At 61.0% G+C, this 20,969-nt stretch carries 21 protein-coding genes; 12 read left to right on the forward strand and 9 right to left on the reverse strand.

What is annotated here, in order from left to right; translation table 11 throughout:
- Positions 1 to 9: 9 nt before the first annotated feature.
- From BLL38_RS01625 to BLL38_RS01645, 5 genes are all read left to right on the forward strand, one after another.
- A complete protein-coding gene (locus BLL38_RS01625; protein ID WP_076961012.1) occupies positions 10 to 840 on the forward strand; it encodes a carbohydrate ABC transporter permease in 831 nt (276 codons plus the stop codon).
- 27 nt (positions 841 to 867) lie between these two features.
- Positions 868 to 1,971, forward strand: coding sequence for an ABC transporter ATP-binding protein (locus tag BLL38_RS01630; protein ID WP_076961013.1), 1,104 nt, complete (start codon positions 868 to 870; stop codon positions 1,969 to 1,971).
- Between the two features lie 15 nt (positions 1,972 to 1,986).
- Positions 1,987 to 3,459: a mannitol dehydrogenase family protein gene (locus BLL38_RS01635; RefSeq protein WP_076961014.1), complete on the forward strand. Its 1,473-nt coding sequence runs from the start codon at positions 1,987 to 1,989 to the stop codon at positions 3,457 to 3,459.
- Between the two features lie 145 nt (positions 3,460 to 3,604).
- Positions 3,605 to 5,086: a xylulokinase gene (xylB, locus tag BLL38_RS01640; RefSeq protein WP_076961015.1), complete on the forward strand. Its 1,482-nt coding sequence runs from the start codon at positions 3,605 to 3,607 to the stop codon at positions 5,084 to 5,086.
- A gap of 11 nt (positions 5,087 to 5,097) precedes the next feature.
- A complete protein-coding gene (locus BLL38_RS01645) occupies positions 5,098 to 6,039 on the forward strand; it encodes a carbohydrate kinase family protein (protein WP_076961016.1) in 942 nt (313 codons plus the stop codon).
- Between the two features lie 6 nt (positions 6,040 to 6,045).
- Here the strand turns inward: BLL38_RS01645 and aqpZ are convergent, their stop codons facing one another.
- Positions 6,046 to 6,732: an aquaporin Z gene (gene aqpZ, locus BLL38_RS01650; protein ID WP_076961017.1), complete on the reverse strand. Its 687-nt coding sequence runs from the start codon at positions 6,730 to 6,732 to the stop codon at positions 6,046 to 6,048.
- Positions 6,733 to 7,105: 373 nt separating this feature from the next.
- On the opposite strand from aqpZ, the gene BLL38_RS01655 reads away from it, so the two are divergent.
- Entirely contained in the window at positions 7,106 to 8,320 is a 1,215-nt protein-coding gene (locus BLL38_RS01655) for a hypothetical protein (RefSeq protein WP_076961018.1), read from the forward strand.
- A 143-nt stretch (positions 8,321 to 8,463) separates the two neighbouring features.
- Entirely contained in the window at positions 8,464 to 8,712 is a 249-nt protein-coding gene (locus BLL38_RS01660) for a hypothetical protein (protein ID WP_130898181.1), read from the forward strand.
- 103 nt (positions 8,713 to 8,815) lie between these two features.
- Here BLL38_RS01660 and BLL38_RS01665 read toward each other — a convergent pair whose 3' ends face one another.
- Positions 8,816 to 9,076: a DUF1652 domain-containing protein gene (locus BLL38_RS01665; RefSeq protein ID WP_076961020.1), complete on the reverse strand. Its 261-nt coding sequence runs from the start codon at positions 9,074 to 9,076 to the stop codon at positions 8,816 to 8,818.
- Between the two features lie 266 nt (positions 9,077 to 9,342).
- Between BLL38_RS01665 and eco the strand changes: the two genes are divergently transcribed.
- Positions 9,343 to 9,825 (forward strand): serine protease inhibitor ecotin, encoded by a 483-nt coding sequence (eco, locus tag BLL38_RS01670; RefSeq protein WP_076961021.1) that lies wholly within the window; start codon positions 9,343 to 9,345, stop codon positions 9,823 to 9,825.
- Between the two features lie 9 nt (positions 9,826 to 9,834).
- On the opposite strand, the gene ilvA is transcribed toward eco, so the two are convergent.
- Entirely contained in the window at positions 9,835 to 10,842 is a 1,008-nt protein-coding gene (gene ilvA / locus BLL38_RS01675) for a threonine ammonia-lyase, biosynthetic (RefSeq protein ID WP_076961022.1), read from the reverse strand.
- Between the two features lie 255 nt (positions 10,843 to 11,097).
- Here ilvA and BLL38_RS01680 point away from each other — a divergent pair, with 255 nt between their 5' ends.
- Together BLL38_RS01680 and map are read left to right on the forward strand one after the other, a co-directional pair.
- Positions 11,098 to 11,301 carry a ParD-like family protein gene (locus BLL38_RS01680; protein ID WP_076961023.1) on the forward strand — a complete coding sequence of 68 codons (204 nt, stop codon included), beginning with the start codon at positions 11,098 to 11,100 and terminating at the stop codon, positions 11,299 to 11,301.
- The gene (map, locus tag BLL38_RS01685; RefSeq protein ID WP_076961024.1) at positions 11,298 to 12,053 is read left to right on the forward strand and encodes a type I methionyl aminopeptidase; all 756 of its coding nucleotides are present in this window, start codon (positions 11,298 to 11,300) and stop codon (positions 12,051 to 12,053) included. The genes BLL38_RS01680 and map overlap by 4 nt, the downstream gene beginning before the upstream one ends.
- 1 nt (position 12,054) lies before the next feature.
- Here map and BLL38_RS01690 read toward each other — a convergent pair whose 3' ends face one another.
- Positions 12,055 to 12,996 carry a magnesium transporter CorA family protein gene (locus BLL38_RS01690; protein WP_076961147.1) on the reverse strand — a complete coding sequence of 314 codons (942 nt, stop codon included), beginning with the start codon at positions 12,994 to 12,996 and terminating at the stop codon, positions 12,055 to 12,057.
- Complete coding sequence (locus tag BLL38_RS01695; protein WP_076961025.1) at positions 12,990 to 14,576, reverse strand: RimK family protein; 1,587 nt, start codon at positions 14,574 to 14,576, stop codon at positions 12,990 to 12,992. Before BLL38_RS01695 ends, BLL38_RS01690 begins: the two co-directional genes overlap by 7 nt.
- A 92-nt stretch (positions 14,577 to 14,668) precedes the next feature.
- On the opposite strand from BLL38_RS01695, the gene BLL38_RS01700 reads away from it, so the two are divergent.
- Complete coding sequence (locus BLL38_RS01700; RefSeq protein ID WP_076961026.1) at positions 14,669 to 15,760, forward strand: GNAT family N-acetyltransferase/peptidase C39 family protein; 1,092 nt, start codon at positions 14,669 to 14,671, stop codon at positions 15,758 to 15,760.
- Here BLL38_RS01700 and sfnG read toward each other — a convergent pair.
- Positions 15,749 to 16,861 carry a dimethylsulfone monooxygenase SfnG gene (sfnG, locus tag BLL38_RS01705; RefSeq protein ID WP_076961027.1) on the reverse strand — a complete coding sequence of 371 codons (1,113 nt, stop codon included), beginning with the start codon at positions 16,859 to 16,861 and terminating at the stop codon, positions 15,749 to 15,751. The genes BLL38_RS01700 and sfnG overlap by 12 nt on opposite strands.
- A gap of 275 nt (positions 16,862 to 17,136) precedes the next feature.
- Between sfnG and BLL38_RS01710 the strand changes: the two genes are divergently transcribed.
- Positions 17,137 to 17,916, forward strand: coding sequence for a TSUP family transporter (locus BLL38_RS01710; RefSeq protein WP_076961028.1), 780 nt, complete (start codon positions 17,137 to 17,139; stop codon positions 17,914 to 17,916).
- Here BLL38_RS01710 and nudC read toward each other — a convergent pair.
- From nudC to BLL38_RS01725, 3 genes are all read right to left on the reverse strand, one after another.
- Positions 17,884 to 18,717: an NAD(+) diphosphatase gene (nudC, locus tag BLL38_RS01715; protein WP_076961029.1), complete on the reverse strand. Its 834-nt coding sequence runs from the start codon at positions 18,715 to 18,717 to the stop codon at positions 17,884 to 17,886. The genes BLL38_RS01710 and nudC overlap by 33 nt on opposite strands.
- Before the next feature lie 6 nt (positions 18,718 to 18,723).
- Positions 18,724 to 19,536 (reverse strand): crotonase/enoyl-CoA hydratase family protein, encoded by an 813-nt coding sequence (locus BLL38_RS01720; protein WP_076961030.1) that lies wholly within the window; start codon positions 19,534 to 19,536, stop codon positions 18,724 to 18,726.
- 134 nt (positions 19,537 to 19,670) lie between these two features.
- The gene (locus tag BLL38_RS01725) at positions 19,671 to 20,966 is read right to left on the reverse strand and encodes an ATP-binding protein (RefSeq protein WP_076961031.1); all 1,296 of its coding nucleotides are present in this window, start codon (positions 20,964 to 20,966) and stop codon (positions 19,671 to 19,673) included.
- Between the last annotated feature and the right edge of the window lie 3 nt (positions 20,967 to 20,969).

Genomic DNA, 20,969 nt, shown 5'->3' on the forward strand with positions numbered 1-20,969 from the left:
GGCCGCGCCATGACGCTTCAACAATCCCGCCGCCTGCAAAGCCTGCTGCTCGGCACCCTGGCCTGGGCCATCGCCATCGTGATTTTCTTCCCGATCTTCTGGATGGTGCTCACCAGTTTCAAGACCGAAATCGACGCGTTTGCCACGCCGCCGCAGTTCATCTTCACGCCCACCCTGGAGAACTACCTGCACATCAATGAGCGCAGCAATTACGCCAGTTTTGCCTGGAACTCGGTGGTGATTTCCTTCAGCGCCACCGCCCTGTGCCTGCTGATTGCGGTGCCGGCGGCCTACTCCATGGCGTTCTACGAAACCCAGCGCACCAAGGGCACGTTGCTGTGGATGCTGTCGACCAAGATGCTGCCCCCGGTGGGCGTGCTGATGCCCATTTACCTGCTGGCCAAGAGCATGGGCCTGCTGGATACGCGCATCGCACTGATCATCATCTACACCCTGATCAACCTGCCGATTGTGGTGTGGATGGTGTACACCTACTTCAAGGACATCCCCAAGGACATCCTCGAAGCCGCGCGCCTGGACGGCGCCAGCCTGTGGCAGGAAATGCTGCGGGTGCTGCTGCCCATCGCCAAGGGCGGCCTGGCCTCCACGGTGTTGCTGTCGCTGATTCTGTGCTGGAACGAGGCGTTCTGGTCACTGAACCTGACCTCGTCGAATGCCGCGCCGTTGACCGCGTTGATCGCCTCCTACTCCAGCCCCGAAGGTTTGTTCTGGGCCAAATTGTCCGCCGTCTCGACCCTGGCCTGCGCACCGATCCTGATCTTTGGCTGGATCAGCCAGAAGCAACTGGTGCGCGGCCTGTCCTTTGGCGCAGTGAAATAACGACCCCTTATAAAAAGGAGGCCCATCATGGCCAACCTGAAAATCAAGAATCTGCAAAAAGGCTTCGAGGGTTTCTCCATCATCAAGGGCATCGACCTGGAGGTGCACGACAAGGAGTTCGTGGTATTCGTCGGCCCCTCCGGCTGTGGCAAGTCGACCCTGCTGCGCCTGATTGCCGGCCTTGAGGAAGTCAGCGAAGGCACCATCGAGCTCGATGGCCGCGATATCACCGAAGTGACCCCGGCCAAGCGCGACCTGGCCATGGTGTTCCAGACCTACGCCCTGTACCCGCATATGAGCGTGCGCAAGAACATGTCGTTTGCCCTGGACCTGGCCGGCGTGGACAAAAAGATTGTCGACAGCAAAGTCAGCGAGGCGGCGCGCATCCTGGAGCTGGGCCCGTTGCTGGAGCGCAAGCCCAAGCAGTTGTCTGGCGGCCAGCGCCAGCGCGTGGCGATTGGCCGGGCGATTGTGCGCAACCCGAAAATCTTCCTGTTCGACGAGCCGCTGTCCAACCTCGACGCCGCCCTGCGCGTGCAAATGCGCCTGGAGCTGGCGCGCCTGCATAAAGAACTGCAGGCCACCATGATTTACGTGACCCATGACCAGGTCGAAGCCATGACCCTGGCCGACAAGGTGGTGGTGCTTAACAGCGGGCGCATCGAACAGGTCGGCTCGCCCCTGGAGCTGTACCACCAGCCGGCCAACCTGTTTGTCGCGGGCTTTTTGGGCACACCGAAAATGGGCTTTCTCAAGGGCCAGGTCACCCGGCTCGACGGCCAGGGCTGCGACGTGCAACTGGACGCCGGCACCCTGGTCAGCCTGCCCTTGAGCAGCGCCAGCTTAAGCGTGGGCAGCGCGGTGACCCTGGGCATCCGCCCCGAGCACCTGGAGCTGGCCGCGCCGGGCGATACCCCCCTGACCGTCACCGCCGACGTGGGCGAACGCCTGGGCAGCGACACCTTCTGCCATGTGCTCACCACCAGCGGCGAGCCGCTGACCATGCGGATCCGCGGCGACATGGCCAGCCAGTATGGCGAGACCCTGCAACTGCACCTGGACCCGGCGCACTGCCATCTATTTGACAGCGACGGTGTGGCGGTGGCTCGTCCACTGCGCGCTGCCGCCTGATTTCGAGAACTCTTGATGAAACTCAATAAGCAGAACCTCACGCTGCTGGCGCCCGAAGTGCGCCTGCCGGCCTACACCATTGCCGATACGCGCCAGGGCATCGCCCATATCGGCGTCGGCGGTTTCCACCGTGCGCACCAGGCGTATTACACCGATGCCTTGATGAACACTGGCGTCGGCCTGGACTGGAGCATCTGCGGCATTGGCCTGCGGGCCGAAGACCGCAAAGCGCGGGATGACCTGGCCGGCCAGGACTATCTGTTCACCTTGTATGAGCTGGGCGACACCGATGACACCGAAGTGCGGGTGATCGGCGCCATCAGCGACATGCTGCTGGCACAAGACGGCGCCCAGGCCCTGATCGACAAGCTGGCCAGCCCTGCCATCCGCATCGTCTCGCTGACCATCACCGAAGGCGGCTACTGCATCGACGACAGCAACGGCGAATTCATGGCCCACCTGCCGCAGATCCAGCATGACCTGGCCCACCCTGCGGCCCCCAGGACCGTGTTCGGCTTTATCTGCGCCGCCCTGGCCCAGCGCCGTGCGGCGGGTGTTGCGGCCTTTACTGTGATGTCCTGCGATAACCTGCCACACAATGGCGCCGTGACCCGCAAGGCGCTGCTGGCATTCGCGGCGTTGCGCGATGCCGACCTGCATGACTGGATCAAGGACAACGTGAGCTTCCCCAATGCGATGGTCGACCGCATCACACCGATGACCAGCAGCACCCACCGCCTGCAACTGCATGATGAACACGGCATTGATGATGCCTGGCCAGTGGTGTGCGAACCCTTTGTGCAATGGGTGCTGGAAGACAAATTCGTCAACGGTCGCCCGGCCTGGGAACAGGTGGGCGTGCAGTTCACCGATGACGTCACCCCCTATGAAGCCATGAAGATCGGCCTGCTCAACGGCAGCCACCTGGCCCTGACCTACCTGGGGTTTCTCAAGGGTTATCGGTTTGTCCACGAGACCATGAACGATCCGCTGTTTGTCGCGTATATGCGTGCCTATATGGACCTGGACGTGACCCCCCACCTGGCGCCGGTGCCGGGCATTGACCTGACGCAGTACAAGCAGACCCTGGTGGAGCGCTTCTCCAACCAGGCGATTGCCGATCAGTTGGAGCGCGTGTGTTCCGATGGTTCGTCGAAGTTTCCCAAGTTCACCGTACCGACCATCAACCGCTTGATTGCCGAGGGCCGTGACACCGAGCGCGCGGCCCTGGTGGTGGCGGCCTGGGCCTTGTACTTGCAGGGTGTGGATGAAAATGGCGTGCGCTACCGCATCCCCGACCCCCGCGCCGACTTCTGTCGGGCACTGGTGGCGGATGACGGGTTGATCAGCCAACGGTTGTTGACGGTGGAAGAGATTTTTGGCCCGGCGATTCCCAACTCACCGGAGTTTGTGGCCGCGTTCGAGCGGTGTTTTGCCAGTTTGCGCGATAACGGTGTAACAGAAACCCTGAAACAACTTACCTCCTGAAGAAACTCGATCAACCTGTGGGAGCTGGCTTGCCTGCGATGGCGGTGTATCAGTCACATCATGGTTGCCTGGACGGTCGCCATCGCAGGCAAGCCAGCTCCCACATTGATCGGGTTTTCACCCTACTGTCTGCTGAGTAACCACCATGACCCGGCAATCTTTGTTTCTTGGCATCGACTGCGGCACCCAAGGCACCAAAGCCATCGTCCTCGACGCCGCCAACGGCCAGGTGCTGGGCCTGGGCGCCGCCGCGCACAGCCTGATCAGCGGCGCCAATGGCCGGCGCGAGCAGGACACCACGCAATGGCTGGACGCCTTGACCGAAGCCACCCACCGCGCCTTGCAACAAGCCGGCGTGGACGGCCAGGATATCCTCGGCATTGGGGTTTCCGGCCAGCAACATGGCCTGGTCCTGCTCGATGCCCAGGGCCAGGTGTTGCGCCCGGCCAAACTGTGGTGCGACACCGAAACCAGCGCGGAAAATGCCCGGCTGCTGCAGCACCTGGGCGGTGAACGCGGCGCCCTGGAGCGCCTGGGCGTGGCCATTGCGCCGGGCTACACCGTGTCCAAGCTGCTGTGGACCCTGGAGCAACACCCGGATGTGTTTGCGCGCATCGCCCATGTCCTGTTGCCCCACGACTATCTCAATTACTGGCTCACCGGCCGCGCCTGCGCCGAATATGGCGACGCCTCGGGCAGCGGCTATTTCAATGTGCGCACCCGCCAATGGGACTTGCCATTGCTGCGGCATATCGACCCCAGCGGGCGCCTGGAAGCGGCGTTGCCAGCGCTGATCGAAGCCGATCAGGCGCTGGGCACTGTGCTGCCGGGGATCGCCGAACGCCTGGGGATCAACCCCGGGGCCATTGTGTCCAGTGGCGGTGGCGACAATATGATGGGAGCCATCGGCACCGGCAATATTGTGCCGGGGGTGATCACCATGAGCCTGGGCTCATCAGGCACCGTGTATGGGTTTGCCGACCAGCCGACGGTCAGCGCCCAGGCCGCAGTGGCAACATTCTGTTCCTCCAGCGGCGGTTGGCTGCCGTTGATCTGCACCATGAACCTGACCAATGCCACCGGGGTGATCCGCGAATTGTTCGAGCTGGACCTGGTGGCGTTCAACGCCCTGGTGGCCCAGGCACCGATTGGCGCCGAGGGCGTCAGCATGCTGCCGTTCCTCAACGGCGAGCGCGTGCCCGCCCTGCCCCACGCCACCGGCAGCCTGCACGGCCTGACCATGACCAACCTGACCCGTGGCAACCTGTGCCGCGCGGTGGTCGAAGGCACCACCTTTGGCTTGCGCCAGGGCCTGGACCTGCTGCGCCAGACCGGCCTGCAAAGCCACAGTATCCGCCTGATCGGCGGCGGCTCGAAAAGCCCGGTGTGGCGGCAGATGGTCGCCGATATCATGGACACCGAAGTGGTGTGTACCGAACAAAGTGAAGCGGCGGCCCTGGGCGCGGCGATCCAGGCTGCGTGGTGCCAGTCCGGCGAAAGCCTGCAAGCACTGTGCGCCCGCTGCGTCAGCGTCGACCCGGCCAGCCGTACCCAGCCCGTCGCCGCCAGTGTTGCGGCCTATCAACAGGCCTATGCACGCTATCAACAGCATGTGGCAACCCTTTAAGAGCGAATAATATGTATCTGGTGTGTGGCGAAGCGCTGTTTGATTTTTTCAGCCAGGAGGATGCCAGCGGGCAGGCCTCGAAAGTCAATTTCAAGGCGATTGCCGGCGGCTCGCCGTTCAACGTGGCCGTGGGGTTGCGCCGCCTGGGGATTGAGGTGGGGCTGTTGGCCGGGTTGTCCAGCGACTACCTGGGCCAACGCCTGCGCCAGGTGCTCAGGGATGAAGGGGTGCGCGACGACTACCTGGTGGAGTTTGCCGCACCGACTACCCTGGCGATGGTCGCCCTGGGGGCCAATGGCTCGCCGCACTACAGTTTCCGGGGGGAAGGCTGTGCGGACCGGCAGTTGCAGCTCGGGCATCTGCCGGTCCTCGATGCGCAGGTGCGCGGCCTGCATTTCGGCTCGTTTTCCCTGGTGGTGCAGCCGGTGGCCGACAGCCTGTTGGCCTTGCTGCGCCGGGAAAGCGGCCAGCGCCTGATCAGCCTCGATCCGAATGTGCGCCTGAACCCCGAGCCGGATATCGAGGTCTGGCGCCAGCGCGTGGCCGAGCTGGTGCAGCATGCCGACCTGATCAAGGTCAGCGATGAAGACCTGCACCTGCTCTACCCTGGCCAGGCGCCGGAAAGCGTGCTGCACGGCTGGTTGCAGTACCGCTGCCAGCTGATTTTCCTGACCCGTGGCGGTCAAGGGGCGACGGTGTTCAGCCGCCAGCATGGCAGTTGGTCGGCCCCGGCGGTGCCAGTGGTGATGGCCGATACGGTCGGCGCCGGCGATACCTTCCAGGCGGCCTTGATTGCCTGGCTGACCGAGCAACAGCTGGATTCGGTAGACGGCGTGCAGGGCCTGGCCCGGGAGCAGATCGACGCGATGCTCAGGTTTGCCATTCGCGCCGCCGCGCTGACCTGTAGCAAGACCGGGCCCGACCTGCCTTATCGCCAGCAATTGCACGGCTAACCATACTCAGGGCTTTTCCCGTATCGCCCGGGCCACCAGCGCGCCGACCACGCCGCCGGCCAGGGGCGCGAGCCAGAACAGCCAGAGCTGCATCAGGTAATCAGTACCGGCAAACAGCGCCGGCCCGGTACTGCGGGCCGGGTTGACCGAGGTATTGGTGACCGGGATCGACACCAGGTGGATCAGGGTTAGGGTCAGGCCGACGGCTATCGGCGCAAAGCCTGATGCGTTACCCGGCGCCGTTACCCGCATGACAATAAACACCAGGAAGAACGTGCCCACCGTTTCCACGACCACGGCGGCCAGCAGGCTGTATTGCCCCGGGCTCAATGCACCATAGCCATTGGCGGCGAACTCGCCGATCTCAAACCCTGGCCGGCCACTGGCGACCAGTGCGAGGATCGCCGCCGCAACCGTCGCGCCGGCGACCTGGGCGATGATATAGGGCAGCACCTCCAGCCCTGCAAACCGCCCTCCGACCCACAACCCCACCGTCACCGCCGGGTTGAAATGCGCGCCACTGATACTGCCCACCGCATAGGACATGGTCAGCACACTCAGGCCAAACGCCAGGGCCACCCCCGCAAAACCAATCCCCAACCCTGGAAACGCGGCCGACAGGATCGCACTGCCGCAACCGCCGAAGGTCAACCAGAAGGTACCGAGAAACTCTGCTGCGATTTTTTGTTGCACTGAAACCCTCACTTCCTTCAAGGGGCAAGCGCTGACGTTAGCAACAGCAGGGCCAAATCCGTATCAGAGTTTTCTGGTTAATGCGCAGCATCAACGGCTGGCATTCGGGCTTGTGGCGGTTATATAAGTCCTGGACAGAGAGTGCCAATGTGGCTACGCCTATTTTGAAGTCGGTACAACTGTCAATTTTGACAGTTGTACGAAGGCCCAGCGCAGCCTTTAATGTTTTCAGCATAGAGGCAGCTGTTTGGCGCAAACAAAGGACAAGTAATACTGCAGAAATAGAGTTGAGCTAGGAGCGGGACTCTCGAACCGCTCACGCTTATCAAGCCTGCCGTCAATTACTTATCAGTGATTTCCAGGAAGGAATAACATGAACTCTTTTATAAAAAACAACGCAATAATCGCCACGCTACTGATGGGGCTCGGCGGTGCACATACTACAATGGCCGCTTATGTCGCGATCACCCCACCTGGCGGAAAACAGTGCAGTGTTTCAGGCATCAATAATGGCGGTGTTGTGGTTGGAAACTGCAGTACCGGCAGTATAACAATCCCCAATTCCCCCTGGGTCGCCCTTACCCCGGCAACGCCTGTCTTGTTACCGCGCCTGGCGCCTTCACAACCTTGCTCAGTGGGGGCCATCAGCAATGCCGGGTGGATTGTCGGTAAATGCGGTGCCCCGGATGGGGCCGACTACGCCGTTGTGTGGGACGCCAACGATCTGCCGTCCGGTATTCTTAAACTGTTCCCGCGCCCAGGGCTGATTGGCCTGTTTCCCGATGTCAGCACCGTTCCCTCTGCAATCAATCAGCGCGGCGGTGTGCTGGGCTCCAGTATCAACCGGTCCGGGGTTTCCACGGTTGTCCTGTGGGGCGCGGGGCAAAGCAATGCTCGAGATGTATCGAGCCCCGGTGACAATTGCAGAGGGGTCGATCTCACTTATACATTGGTCAACTCCCGCCCCGTAGTCGCCACCAGCTGCCCTGATGCCAACGGCACCATGATCGGTAAAATTGCCCAGCACAATGGCCTGTTATATGTCTCCACCCCATTACCCAAACCTGCCGGGGCACTGACCTGTATCGCCACGAGCATCAATGATGCGTTGCAGGTGGTGGGGGGGTGCAAGTACTCAACCGCACCGTTCTCCCGTGCGGCATTCTGGGCAACGCCAACCTCGACGCCAACACTCGTACCAACCTTGAGTGGCAATAGCGTGAGTATTGCCAGCCAGTTGAATAACGCTGCACAAGCCGTGGTGGATTACACCGATACCGATGGGAACGGCAGCACCGCCGTATGGAATATTACGGCAGGCACCGTCAACCTGGTTCCGGCCTTTACAGTGGGGGTTGGCAGTTCAGGTGTAGCACTGGCGGATAACGGAAATTTATTAGTCCAGGGCGCCAACTCTGGCACGTTTACAGAAAGTGCCACTTGGGATATTTCAAACGGGTTGCAGAGTTTTGGATTCTATAGCGGCGGCAAGAACGCGATGATTGGGGTGATTTCCCAGGACGGTACTAAGATCGCCGGAACTGTAGAAGACAGCGCACAAACCTATACGGCAGTTATGACTCAATAAATAATACTCCAACTTAACTAAATGCTCACTACAAAACTTACGGAGTCATTATGTTAGTACCAATATTAAATTTGAATTTTTTTACAACCAAAAAAAGCGTATTTCTCAAAACCATAACATTGATGGTTATCTTAGGACTTGAAATGAGCAGCAATACGGTCATGGCAAAAGTTTTTGATGGACACCCCTATGGCGGCCTGACAAAAAACGAGCAAGTTAATTTGTATTACAGCGCCGCTAACGGCTATGTCGGCCCCGATATAGAAAGGAATTGGGATTTAATCAACGCGAGAGACAAGGCAGACGAAGAGCGCCTTAATAAGATGCTCAAGATGTTTAATAAGAACTTTCTCATGCATCACTATAACAATAAATTTACTTATAGTTATTGATAAGTACTTCAGATGCTACACCAGCCTGGAATCATGCAAACAAACACTTCCGGGCCTGGCGTTTACCCAGGCCCGGCAATCCGCAATACCCCAGTTGCCCCGATCAGTAAAGCCTCGCCCCCGCCCGACGTGGCGCCGGAGCATGGGCATGCTTGAGGTCTTCACGCAACTCGGTGATCAGGTTGCAGATGGCTCGACTGCTGTCGAGCTTATCGGCCTGGATACCGGTGACGGTGATGCCCGTCCCCTCAGCATCGTCGTAGACTTTGATCGTCAGCGTCGCATCCTGGGCCTTGATGCATTCACAACGTCGAGGCAGGAAACCTCCTTCAATAATGCTGCGCAATTCCAGTTCCGAAAGCATGGCTAAACCTCTCCTTTGTTGAGACCGCCAATGAATTATTATCGCTATCGATAGTCTGACCGTCGCGTCGACGGTTGACTTCACGCCTTGCCAACCCTGGCAGGTACGTTCAACTGCTGAGCCTACTCCTTGTGTCCAACGGCGTAGGATCCTTTCCTCATAAGCAACCGCCACTCTTATATAAGTTGCTCCCGGTTTGCACTGCCGAGCGTTGGCGTGCATCGTTGGCAACCACTGTTCAACTGACCTCAAGATAAGGACGTCCCATGACGGCTTCTCCCTTCACTCTCCTTTCGGTACTGGCAATGAGCGTGCTGGCCGCACAGGCCAACGCTGCCAAACTTGAAGATATCGCGCCCTACCCCAAGGCCGATGCCGGGCACGTGCGCCAGGTTATCCACTTGCCTGCACAGCCCCGGGAACAGGACCTCCAGGTCGAGATCCTGGCCGGCAAAACCCTGTCCGTGGACTGTAACCAGCAACGCCTGGGTGGGGTGTTGGAAGAAAAGAATCTCGAAGGTTGGGGCTACCCGTTTTACCGGATGGAGAACGTTATTGGCCCCATGAGCACCCTGATGGCCTGCCCCGACGGCAAGACCCGCAAGGCGTTTGTACCGGTGGTCGGTGACGGTTTTTTGCTGCGCTACAACAGTAAATTGCCCATCGTGATATATGTTCCAAAAGATGTCGAAGTGCGTTACCGCATCTGGTCGGCCTCGCCCACCGTCGAGAAGGCCAGCGTGCAGTAGCGCCATAGATCAAATGGGGGAGCTGTGCTGTTGTGCCGCCACCCGCTCGGCCACGTGGCGCAAACTATCGAAGTTGATATTGGCCCCGGAGTTGATCGCCACCAGCGTCTGCCCCAGGGCCCCGCTGCGTTTCACATAGCGGCGGATACCAGCCACCGCCAGGGCGCCGGAGGGCTCAGTGATGGCGCGGGTGTCGTCGTAGATCAGCTTGATCGCGCTGCACAGTTCATCGTTGCTGACGGTGATGACTTCATCGACATGGTGACGACAGATTTCAAAGCCATAGGCGCCGATCTGCGCCACGGCGGTGCCATCGGCGAAGTTGTCCACACTGGGCAAGATCACCCGCTCGCCTGCACCCAGGGCCGCCAGCAGGCAACTGGAACCTTCAGGCTCCACGCCAATCACCCGTACTGTTGGCCGCAGGTATTTGATATAGGCGGCGATCCCGGCGATCAGCCCGCCGCCACCGACCGGGACAAAGATCGCGTCCAGCGCGCCTTGTTGCTGGCGCAGGATTTCCATGGCGACGGTGCCCTGCCCGGCGATCACATCGGGATCATCGAAAGGCGAGACAAAGGTGGCCCCCGACTGCTCGGCCAACTGCAACGCATGGGCCAGGGCAAATGGGAAACTTGCGCCCTGCAACACCGCCTCGGCGCCTCGCGAGCGCACGCCCAGCACTTTCAATTCGGGCGTGGTGCTGGGCATCACGATCGTCGCCCTGATCCCCAACTCACGTGCCGCCAGGGCCACGCCCTGGGCATGGTTGCCCGCCGAAGCTGTAATCACCCCGCAGGCCTTTTGCGCTGCGGTCAGTTGCACCAGCTTGTTGTAGGCGCCACGGATCTTGAAGGAGAACGTCGGCTGCAAATCTTCGCGCTTGAGCAGGACCTGATTGCCGAGCAGCGCCGACAGCGCCGGGGCCGCCTGCAAGGGCGTGCGTATCGCCAGGTCGTAGACCGGCGCGGCGAGGATTTTTTTTACGTATTGCTCAAGCAGCAAGGGGCTACTCATGGGGGGACTCCTGGCGTTTGACAAAGCCCAAGAGACGGAAAAACAAAACCCGCCTCTAGGGCGGGTTTGGGTACAGCCGAACGCTATCCCGCCAAATAAGGAATGGCGGTAATAATAATGCTTGGCTGGGAACGATAGGTTTGCAAGGTCATGCCGCAAAACTAACCGGCGCTCTGTGGCAAGTCAACTCTGGGGGTTTACGAGCGATATACGAAACGTATACGATTTGTATATCCACCCTACACAGTGAAGCTCATGGGCATCGTCAAGATCACCGATCAACTGCATGAACAAATCCGTCTGGCCAGCGCTGCCATGGACCGTTCGATCAACGCCCAGGCGGAGTTCTGGATCAAGATCGGCCTGTTGGCCGAACTCAATCCGCACCTGGCCTACAACGACCTGATCAACAAGCTGTTGCTCGACAAGCCCGACCTGATCCGAGGGCGCAGCCGATGATCAAGACCCCTGCACAGATCGCCGTGATGCGCGAAGCCGGCCGCCTGCTGGGCCAGGTCTTCAGCATGCTCGACAACCGGGTGCACGCTGGCCTGACCACCCTGGAGCTGGATGCGGCAATCGAGGCGTTTATCCGCCAGGACCTGCAAGCGCGCCCCGCCAGCCTTGGGCAGTATGACTACCCCTTCAGCAGCAACACCTCCCTCAACGAAGTGGTGTGCCACGGCATGCCAAGTGCCCGGGACGTGTTGAAGGACGGCGACATCCTCAATATCGACATCACTCTGGAAAAAGGCGGGTTTATTGCCGACGCCAGCAAGATGTACATGATCGGCGCCGTCGCGCCCAAGGCACGGCGCCTGGTAGAGCAGACCTTCGAGGCGATGTGGGCCGGTATCCGCCAGGTCAAGCCCGGCGCACGCCTGGGGGATATCGGCCATGCGATCCAAAGCCACGCCCAGGCCAATGGCTACAGCGTGGTGCGCGAGTATTGCGGCCACGGGATTGGCCGGCAAATGCACGAAGAACCGCAAATCCTGCACTTCGGTCGCCCGGGCACCGGCTTGATCCTGCGCGAAGGCATGGTGTTCACCATCGAGCCAATGCTCAACCAGGGCAGCGCCAAGGTGCGCAGCCTCAAGGACGGCTGGACCGTGGTGACCCGCGACAACAGCCTGTCAGCCCAGTGGGAACATACGGTGGCCGTGACCGCTGAGGGGTTTGAAGTGCTGACGCTACAGGCGGGAGCCTAGGTTACCCCGCTTTCCCGCCGCCCCTGGCCACCCGCCTGAGCCCCAACACCATCCCTGCGGCGCCCAACGCCATCGCCAGCAGAAACAGCGGGTACGCCACCCACCACGGTGTACCCGCCGTCATCATGCTGAACTCGGACATGCCGCCAATGCTGGCGATCAGGTTCAGCGGCAGGAACACCACGTTGATCAGCGTCAGCTTGCGCAACAGGTTGTTCATGCTGTTGTTCATCAGGTTGCCCCGGGCGTCGATCAGCCCCGAGAACACGTTGGAATAGATCTCCGCCTGCTTGTAGCACTGGTGGTTCTCGATGATCAGGTCATCGATCAAGCCCAGGGTCTGCGGGCTGAAATGCTCCTTCTCGGCGTGGTTGCGCAAGCGCGTCAAGACCGCGCCGTTGCTGTGCAGCGCGTTGATGTAATAGATCAGGCTCTCGCTGAGGCTGAACATTTGCATCAGGTGGCGGTTGCTCATGGAGGCGTTGAACTGCTGCTGCAATTCCCGGGCGACCAGCTTGATCACCTTGAGGTGGCCCAGGTAGTGGTGGAGGTTGTTCAGCAGCAGGTCCAGCAACACGTCCAGCGGCGTATGCAACGGCCGCCGCGCGCCCAGGCCGGACAGTTGGCTGTCGTCGGTGGCAATCACCAGCAGGCGGTCCGGGGAAAACAGCAAGCCACAGGACGACACTTCAAACACCAGGTTGCTGCCCCCGGAATAGTTTTGCGGGCGCTTCCAGATCAAAAACAGGTTGTCTGGATGGAACTCGATACGCGACACCTCGTCCGGGTCCAGGGCCGATGCCAGCGCATGTTCATCGACCTTGTAGCGCTCGCGCAGTAATTCACGCTCATGGCTGTCGGGGTTGTTGAACAGCAGGATCTCGGCATTTTCGCGCTCGCTGCGGCGCAGCGCGCCTTCGCGCAGTTCAAAGCCGATCACCAGCCCTGGCCCTGGCGCTTGAGCTCCAGGCGGCGCACGAACTCTTCCAGCACCAGGGAATACAGGTCGTCCTGCAAGTAGGCATCTTCGATCCCGGCATCCATGTTCGGGTTGTCGTTGACCTCGATCACCACCACCTTGTCGCCGGACTGCTTCAAGTCCACACCGTACAAGCCATCGCCGATCAGGTTGGCGGTCTTGACCGCCAGCTCCACCACGGCCTTGGGCGCCTCGTGCACCGCCAGGGTCCGGCACTCGCCGTTGATATCCTGGCCGATAGCCTTGTGGTTGTAGATCTGCCAATGGCCCTTGGACATGAAATATTGGCAGGCAAAGATCGGCTTGCGGTTGAGTACGCCAATGCGCCAGTCGTACTCGGTATAGAAAAACTCCTGGGCCAGCAGCAACACCGAGTGCTCGAACAGCTCGGCCGTGGCGGTCAGCAGCGCCTCCTGGCTTTCTACCTTGATCACCCCCCGGGAGAAACAGCCGTCGGGGATTTTCAGCACCAGGGGGAAGCCCAATCGCTCCCCCACCCGCTCGAAATCTTGCGGTCGTTCCTTGTACAGAATCTCGGTGGCGGGCATGCCCAACTGATGACTGTTGAGCAGGTCCGTGAGGTAGACCTTATTGGTACAGCGCAGGATCGACGCCGGGTCGTCCATCACCACCAGCCCTTCACTCTCGGCTTTCTTGGCGAAACGATAGGTGTGGTTGTCGACACTGGTGGTTTCGCGGATCAACAGCGCGTCGTATTCGGCCAGCCGTGCGTAGTCCTTGCGCTCGATCAGCTCGACATCGATGCCCAAGCCCTTGCCCACCCGCACGAAATTATCCAGGGCCTTGGCATTGGACGGCGGCAACTGCTCCTGGGGATCATGCAGGATGGCCAGGTCATAACGGGCCAGGCGCTTGGAGCGCGGTTGGCGCCAGATCCGGCGGCTGAAGTTGTCCAGGGCATGGGCGAATTGATCTTCCTGATCATCACGCAACTTATGTAAGACCCCGGACTTGATGCCTTCGATATGCCAGCCGTTATGCTTGCGGAACTCAACTAACAGGATGGGGGATGGGAAGGCTTCAAATAACTGCCGGGCTAAATCTTGCAGTGGTTCAATATTGGTCCGGCCAAAATAAAGTGTCAGGGTAAACCCTTCGGTATTGCTGTAAAGATGATGACTCAATGCTTTATCGAGGGTTTTATCCAGGTCATCCAGGGCCAGGCCGTACAGGGATTTTTTCGTCAATTCGCTGATGGTACGCACCGACGGAATCACCTTGTGCCCCCGCGCTTCGGCCAGCAGCGAGCAGTAGTAGCCATGCCCCAGGTACTTGTAGCTGCGGCACAGGTTGATCACCTGCACCCGTTTGCCTGCCTCGTTCTCCCGGGAGTGTTCGAGGTATTCCTGGGCGGTGACTATATCTTCGCTGGGGAAGTACGAGGCCCAGTCTTCCTTGCGCTCAACAATAATCACGACTTGGCTTGGACTCTTGGGCTGTGTGGAAAAATATCCGCTGGAAGTGATTGTCGCCGCGACGCTTTGCTCGGATACTTCTCGCCAATGACTTTGTACCGCTGACATATTGATTGATCCGCTAGAGAACTTGACCTTTTCTATTAAGCACGATCTTTCACGGAAGTCTCGTTTAGTTACGCAACTTTTACGGCGGTTATATGACTCTTTGTTTTCGCATTGCAACCCTTGATGACGTGCCGGCGCTGGTGGCACTGGAACAGCACTGTTTCACCACCGAGCGTCTGTCCACCCGCAGTTTCCAGTGGATGATCAGCCGTGCCCATGGGCAGTTGCTGGTGGCCGAAGACACCGGCCACTTGCTCGGTTATGCCCTGGTATTGTTCCATCGCGGCACCTCGCTGGCGCGCCTGTACTCCATCGCCATTGCCGCGCCTGCCCGGGGCATGGGCCTGGGCAAGCAACTGCTGGCGCGCATCGAGGCCTGTGCCGTGGAACACGACTGTGCCTACCTGCGCCTTGAAGTGCGCACCGACAACCCTGGCGCCATCGCCCTGTATGAGCGCAGTGGCTACCGGCGCTTTGCCCTGATCAACGACTATTACGCCGACCATACCGACGCCCTGCGCCTGGAGAAACGCATCCTCCAGCACGCTGACGCCCGGGCCTTGAGCGTGCCCTACTACCCGCAGACCACCGATTTCACCTGCGGCGCCGCGTGCCTGCTGATGGCCATGGGCGCCCTGGTGCCGGGGCGTGAGGCCCTGCGCCGCGAAGAACTGCAGATCTGGCGCGAAGCAACCACTGTGTTCATGACCGCCGGCCACGGCGGCTGCAGCCCCCAGGGTTTGGCCCTGGCCGCCTGGCGTCGGGGCTTTCGCGTGCGCATGCAGGTCAACGTGCGCGGGCCGCTGTTTCTCGATGGGGTGCGTAACCTGCATAAAAAAGAGGTCATGCGCCTGGTGCATGAGGGGTTCGAGCAAGAGTTGGCCAACAGCGAGGTGCAGCAGGTGTTCGGCGGTGCGTTGGACCTGGCGCAGGTCCTGGGCGAAGGCGGTCAGCCGCTGGTGCTGATCAGCAGCTACCGGCTGACGCGCTCCAAGTCACCGCACTGGGTGATCGTGACCGACTGCGATCAGGAGTTTGTCTACCTGCATGACCCCGATGTGGACCATAGCCAGCATCGCCAGCCCATGGACTGCCAGCATTTGCCGGTCAGCCACGGGGAATTCGCGCGGATGTGCCGCTTTGGCAATAACCAACTGCGTGCGGCGGTGGTGCTATACGGGTAACGCCGTCGCCCTGGCGCTGCCGGTCGCCGCGGCCTTGGCCTCCAGTTCGCGCACCAGGGGCAGCACGCGCTGGCCAAAATACGCCACCTCTTCCTGAAAGTGCAGGAAGCCCGCCAGCACCAGGTCCACCCCCACCGCCTTGAGCGCGACGATGCGCTCGGCAATTTGCCGGGGCGTGCCGATCAGGTTGGTCTTGAAGCCGTCGTTGTACTGCACAAGGTCAGCGAAGCTGGACTTGGCCCAATTGCCCTCGCCTTCCGGCGAGGCCTGGCCCGCCTGCCTGGCGGCATCGCCAAAGGCATTGACTGCTTGCGGGTCGGCCTTGTCGATGATCTCGGCCAACACCGCCAGGGCCTCTTCCTCGGTGTCGCGGGCGATCACAAACGCGTTGACCCCGACTTTGACCGAGTGGTGATTGGCGGCGGCCTTGGCGCGGATATCATCGACCTGGGCCTTGATCCCTTCTGGCGTGTTGCCATTGGTGAAATACCAATCCGACACCCGCGCCGCCATATCCCGCGCGGCCCGGGAGCTGCCCCCCTGGAAAATCTCCGGGTGCGGTTGCCCCAGGGGCTTGGGCTTGAGGGTGTAATTGTTGAAGCGATAGAAATCGCCCTTGAAGGTGAAGTCATCCTGGGTCCAGATGCCCTTCAAGGCACGGATGAACTCCTCGGAACGCCGGTAGCGCTCGTCGTGCTCCAACCAATGTTCGCCGATGGCCTGGAACTCGCCCTTGAACCAACCACTGACGATATTCACCGCGACCCGGCCATGGGTCAGTTGATCGATGGTCGCCAGTTGCTTGGCCGCCAACGCCGGCTGCCAGGGGCCCGGCAGGATCGCGGCGATCACCTTGAGCGTGCGGGTAGCGGCCAGCAATGCATGGCTGAAGGCCACGGATTCATGCTGGTATTCGGCGCCGTAGCCGGCGGTGAAGCGGATTTGCGTCAAGGCGTACTCAAACCCCGCCGCCTCGGCCAGTTGGGCCAGTTTGCGGTTGTAGTCGATGCCCCAGTCGGTGCGTTGCTCGACGTTGCTGACCACCAGGCCACCACTGACATTGGGCACCCAATAGGCAAATTTCACGGCTTGCTGAGTCATGGCTCGGTACCTCGCACACAGGGGATGTGCAGGGTGTGGAGCAGTAAGCATGCCAGCGCGGGCAAAGCCCCGTGGCTGGGGCGTTCGGCCGCTCCGGGCCCGGGCGGGGCAATGTTGCCCTGGCGGGTGGTTTGTTGGATCACTGTTGCTGGCACAACACCTGGCTCCTCTCGATGAGAGTGTGTTGCAACAGTCGCCCTGGCAAGCGGTTATCGGTAAGCTATCGGACTTTCGCGCAGCCCCTTTCTGCGCCTCGCCGAAAATAAGTCGCCTCCATGCCTTTTGAACTCAGCGTTGACCTCACCACCTTGGCCATCCTCGCCGTGGTGGCCTTTATTGCCGGTTTTATCGATGCCATTGCCGGCGGCGGTGGCTTGCTCACCACCCCGGCCTTGCTCACCGCCGGTATGCCGCCCCATCTGGTGCTGGGCACCAATAAATTGAGTTCGACCTTCGGCTCGGCCACCGCCAGCTTTACCTTCTACCGGCGCAAGCTGTTCCATCCGCGCCAGTGGATGCACGCCATCGTCGGCACCCTGGTCGGTGCGCTGCTGGGAGCCATCGTTGCCCATTACCTGCCCGCCGAGTGGCTGAACAAGATGCTGCCGGTGATCGTCTTCGCCTGCGGGATCTACCTGTTGTTTGGCGGCACGCCCAAGGCGCCGCTGGATGCCGATGCGCCAATCAAGAAGAAATGGCAATCGACCCAGGGCTTCGGCCTGGGGTTCTACGATGGCGTGGCCGGTCCCGGCACCGGCGCGTTCTGGACCGTCAGCACCCTGTTGATGTACCCCGTGGACCTGGTCAAGGCCAGCGGCGTGGCACGCAGCATGAACTTCGTCAGCAACGCGGCGGCGCTGTCGGTGTTTATCTTCAACGGTTCGGTGGACTGGATTGTCGGCCTGAGCATGGGCCTGTCGGTGATGGTGGGCGCATTCTTTGGCGCCCGCAGTGCCATCAGCGGCGGCGCCAAGTTCATTCGCCCGGTGTTTATCACCGTGGTCCTCGGCCTGACCGTGCGCCTAGCCTGGCAGCACTGGTTCAGCGTGGCCTAGACGGCGCGCCACATACAGGTCGATAAGGTAGCGGGCAATCGAGCGCGAGGCCGGCAGCGGCGGCAACTGGTGGATGTTGAACCACTGCGCATCTTCAATCTCATCGGCCTGGGGCACGATCTCGCCCCCGGCATACTCGGCGTGAAAGCCCAGCATCATGGAATGGGGGAACGGCCAGCACTGGCTGCCCACGTACTGGATGTTCTGCACCTTGACCTGCACTTCCTCGCGCACTTCGCGGATCAGGCAGTCTTCGGCAGACTCCCCAGGCTCGGCAAACCCGGCCAGGGTGCTGTAGACCCCGCTGACAAAACGCGGCGAACGCGCCAGCAGAATCTCATCACCACGGGTGATCAGCACAATCATGCTCGGCGAGATGCGCGGGTAACTGCGCAGGTCGCAGGCCTTGCAGAACATCGCGCGCTCGCGCGGCACCTGCACCATCGCCTGGCCGCAACTGCCACAAAAACGGTGCTCGCGGGCCCAGGTGCCGATTTGCGCGGCATAGCCCAGGACGTTGTACAGGCGGTGATCGTCTTGCAGCATAAAGGCGCGCAGGCCTTGCCAGCGGCAACCCGGCACCTCGCCAGGGCTGTTGAGTTCCAGCAGGTACACCGGCTCGCCGTCCAGATGACCAATGCCATGTTCGGCCATCACCGACAGGTCCTGGCGCTTGAGCCAGGCCCTGGGAAACAGCGGCCCGTTATCGTCGCGTAAAAAACCTTCGCGACTCCGGGCCACAGCCCAGCCGCCCGGGGCCTCGTTGTCCAGTAGCGTTGTAGTGATCCAGCCTGGGGTCATGTTCAGTCAATCCACGAATTCGGGTTTCTGCTTGCTCATATGGGCCGCAATGGCCACGCGCAGGTCGTTGGATTGCAACATAGCCGCGTTCCAGGTGGCAACGTATTCCAGGCCGTCGTTGATGCTGTGGTCACGCATGTAGCTGATCATGGCCTTGGTGCCGGTTACGGCAATCGGCGATTTGGCGGCAATTTGCGCAGCCAGCTCCAGCACCCCGGCCAGCAGGCTTTCATGGTCAGCAAAGATCCGGTTGACCAGGCCGATGCTGCGCGCTTCTTCGGCGCCGAAGGTACGGCCGGTGTAGGCCAGTTCGCGCAGCATGCCGTCGCCGATGATGCGCGGCAGGCGTTGCAGGGTGCCGACGTCGGCGGCCATGCCGATGTCGATTTCCTTGATCGAGAATTGCGCGTCGTCAGCGGCGTAGCGCATGTCGCAGGCGCTGATCAGGTCGATGGCGCCGCCGATGCAGTAGCCCTGGATCGCCGCCAGCACCGGCTTGCGGCAGTTATCCACGGCGTTGAACGAGGCTTGCAACTGTAGGATTTTGCGCCGCAGCAAGCGCGCATTGCGCCCCACGTCCTTGCCGAACTCATTGGCCACCGAGGCCAGCATCATCAGGTCGATGCCCGAGGAAAAATGCTTGCCGGCACCACTCAATACCACGGCGCGCACGGCGTCGGTATCGTCGATCCATTGGAAGATCTCGACGATTTCGCTCCAGAACGCCGCGTTCATGGCGTTGATTTTTTCCGGGCGATTGATCTGCACATGGGCGACGTTGCCGTGGAGCTCGACGACAAAGGCTTGGTATTCGGACATGGCAGTGATCCTTGACTGGCGGCTGATAAGGCCCGAACTATAGCAAGGGTGCGTCAGGGGCGGTAAGGCTGCGCATGTGCCAAAAGCAGGACTGCATAAAAACCCCCATCAATGTGGGAGCTCTAGACAGACAGTTAGGTGGGCAGCCACAGGCGCAGGCGTGCGCCACCCAAGGGCGAGGCCTGGGCGGTGAGTGTGCCGCCTTGTGCTTCGACGGCCCGGCGGCTGATCGCCAGGCCCAGGCCGAAGCCGCCGGTGGCGCGGTCGCGGCTGCGGTCCAGGCGGTAGAACGGCTCGAAGATCCGCGCGCGCTGTTCCTCGGGGATGCCAATGCCGTCGTCATCCACCCAGATCTCGCAGCCCTTGGCGCAAACCTTGACGCCGATCTGGATACGTCGTTCGCAATAGCGCATGGCATTGCGCAGCAGGTTTTGCAGGGCGCGGGCGGTCAGGCGTGGGTCGAGGGTAAAACGCTCCACGGCGCAGTCCAGCACCACATCAATCACGATCTCGGGGTTCTCCAGCTCATCGTCGATGCTGCCCAGAATGCTGTCGATAAACTCATCGAGCACCACCTCCACCTGCTCGGGCAGTTGCGCCGGGTTTTGCAGGCGGCTGTAGGACAGCAACTCCAGCACCAGTTCATCCAGTTCGCGGATGTGCGCCACCAGGCCTTGCAGGCGTTCGCGGCTGGCCGCCGGCTGGTCTTCGGACAACGCCAGGGCCAGGCCGAAGTCCAGGCGGGTCAGCGGGGTACGCAGTTCATGGGACACGGCGTTGAGCAGGTCACGCTGCTGGTTGAGCAGGTGCTCGATGTCATTGGCCATGGTGTCGAACACCGCCGCCAGGCTGCCGATGTTGGAGCTGGGGGGGATGTGCGTGCGCTCTTCCAGATGGCCACGGCCCAGTTGCGCGGCGGTGGCCTTGAGGCGTTCAAGGTCGCGCCAGTGTGGGCGCAGCCACAGCAACAGGCCCCCCAGCAACGCCGCGCCAATCAGCACGTTCATGGTCCAGTACAGCAGGTTCATGTCCAGCGGGTCGGGCGGGATGGTCAGCTTGACCGCCAGTTGCCCGTTGAGCGGCGAGCTGATTTCCTCCATCCAACCCCACTCCCCCAGGCGGATCACCGGCTTACCCTGCTCCAGCAACTGTTCCTCGGCCGGTGTGTAGCGGGCATCCTGGCGATGCAGCAATTGCACTTTCAGCGGCGCAAAATCCCGGGCCAACTGGGCGGTGACCTCCGACCAGCGCTCCACCGGCCGGCTGTGGTACTGGCGCACGATCAGGCTCTGCAAGCCCCGGGACTGTTCGATGGTGTAGTTCATGTAGCGATGATGGAAGACCTCGATGATGCCCATGGGGATCAGGTAGATCGCCGCGCTGTACGTCACGATGGTCAACAGGTAGAGACGGATCAGGACCCTGAACATGCT

The organism is Pseudomonas gessardii, assembly GCF_001983165.1.
Classification (GTDB): Bacteria; Pseudomonadota; Gammaproteobacteria; order Pseudomonadales; family Pseudomonadaceae; genus Aquipseudomonas; species Aquipseudomonas gessardii.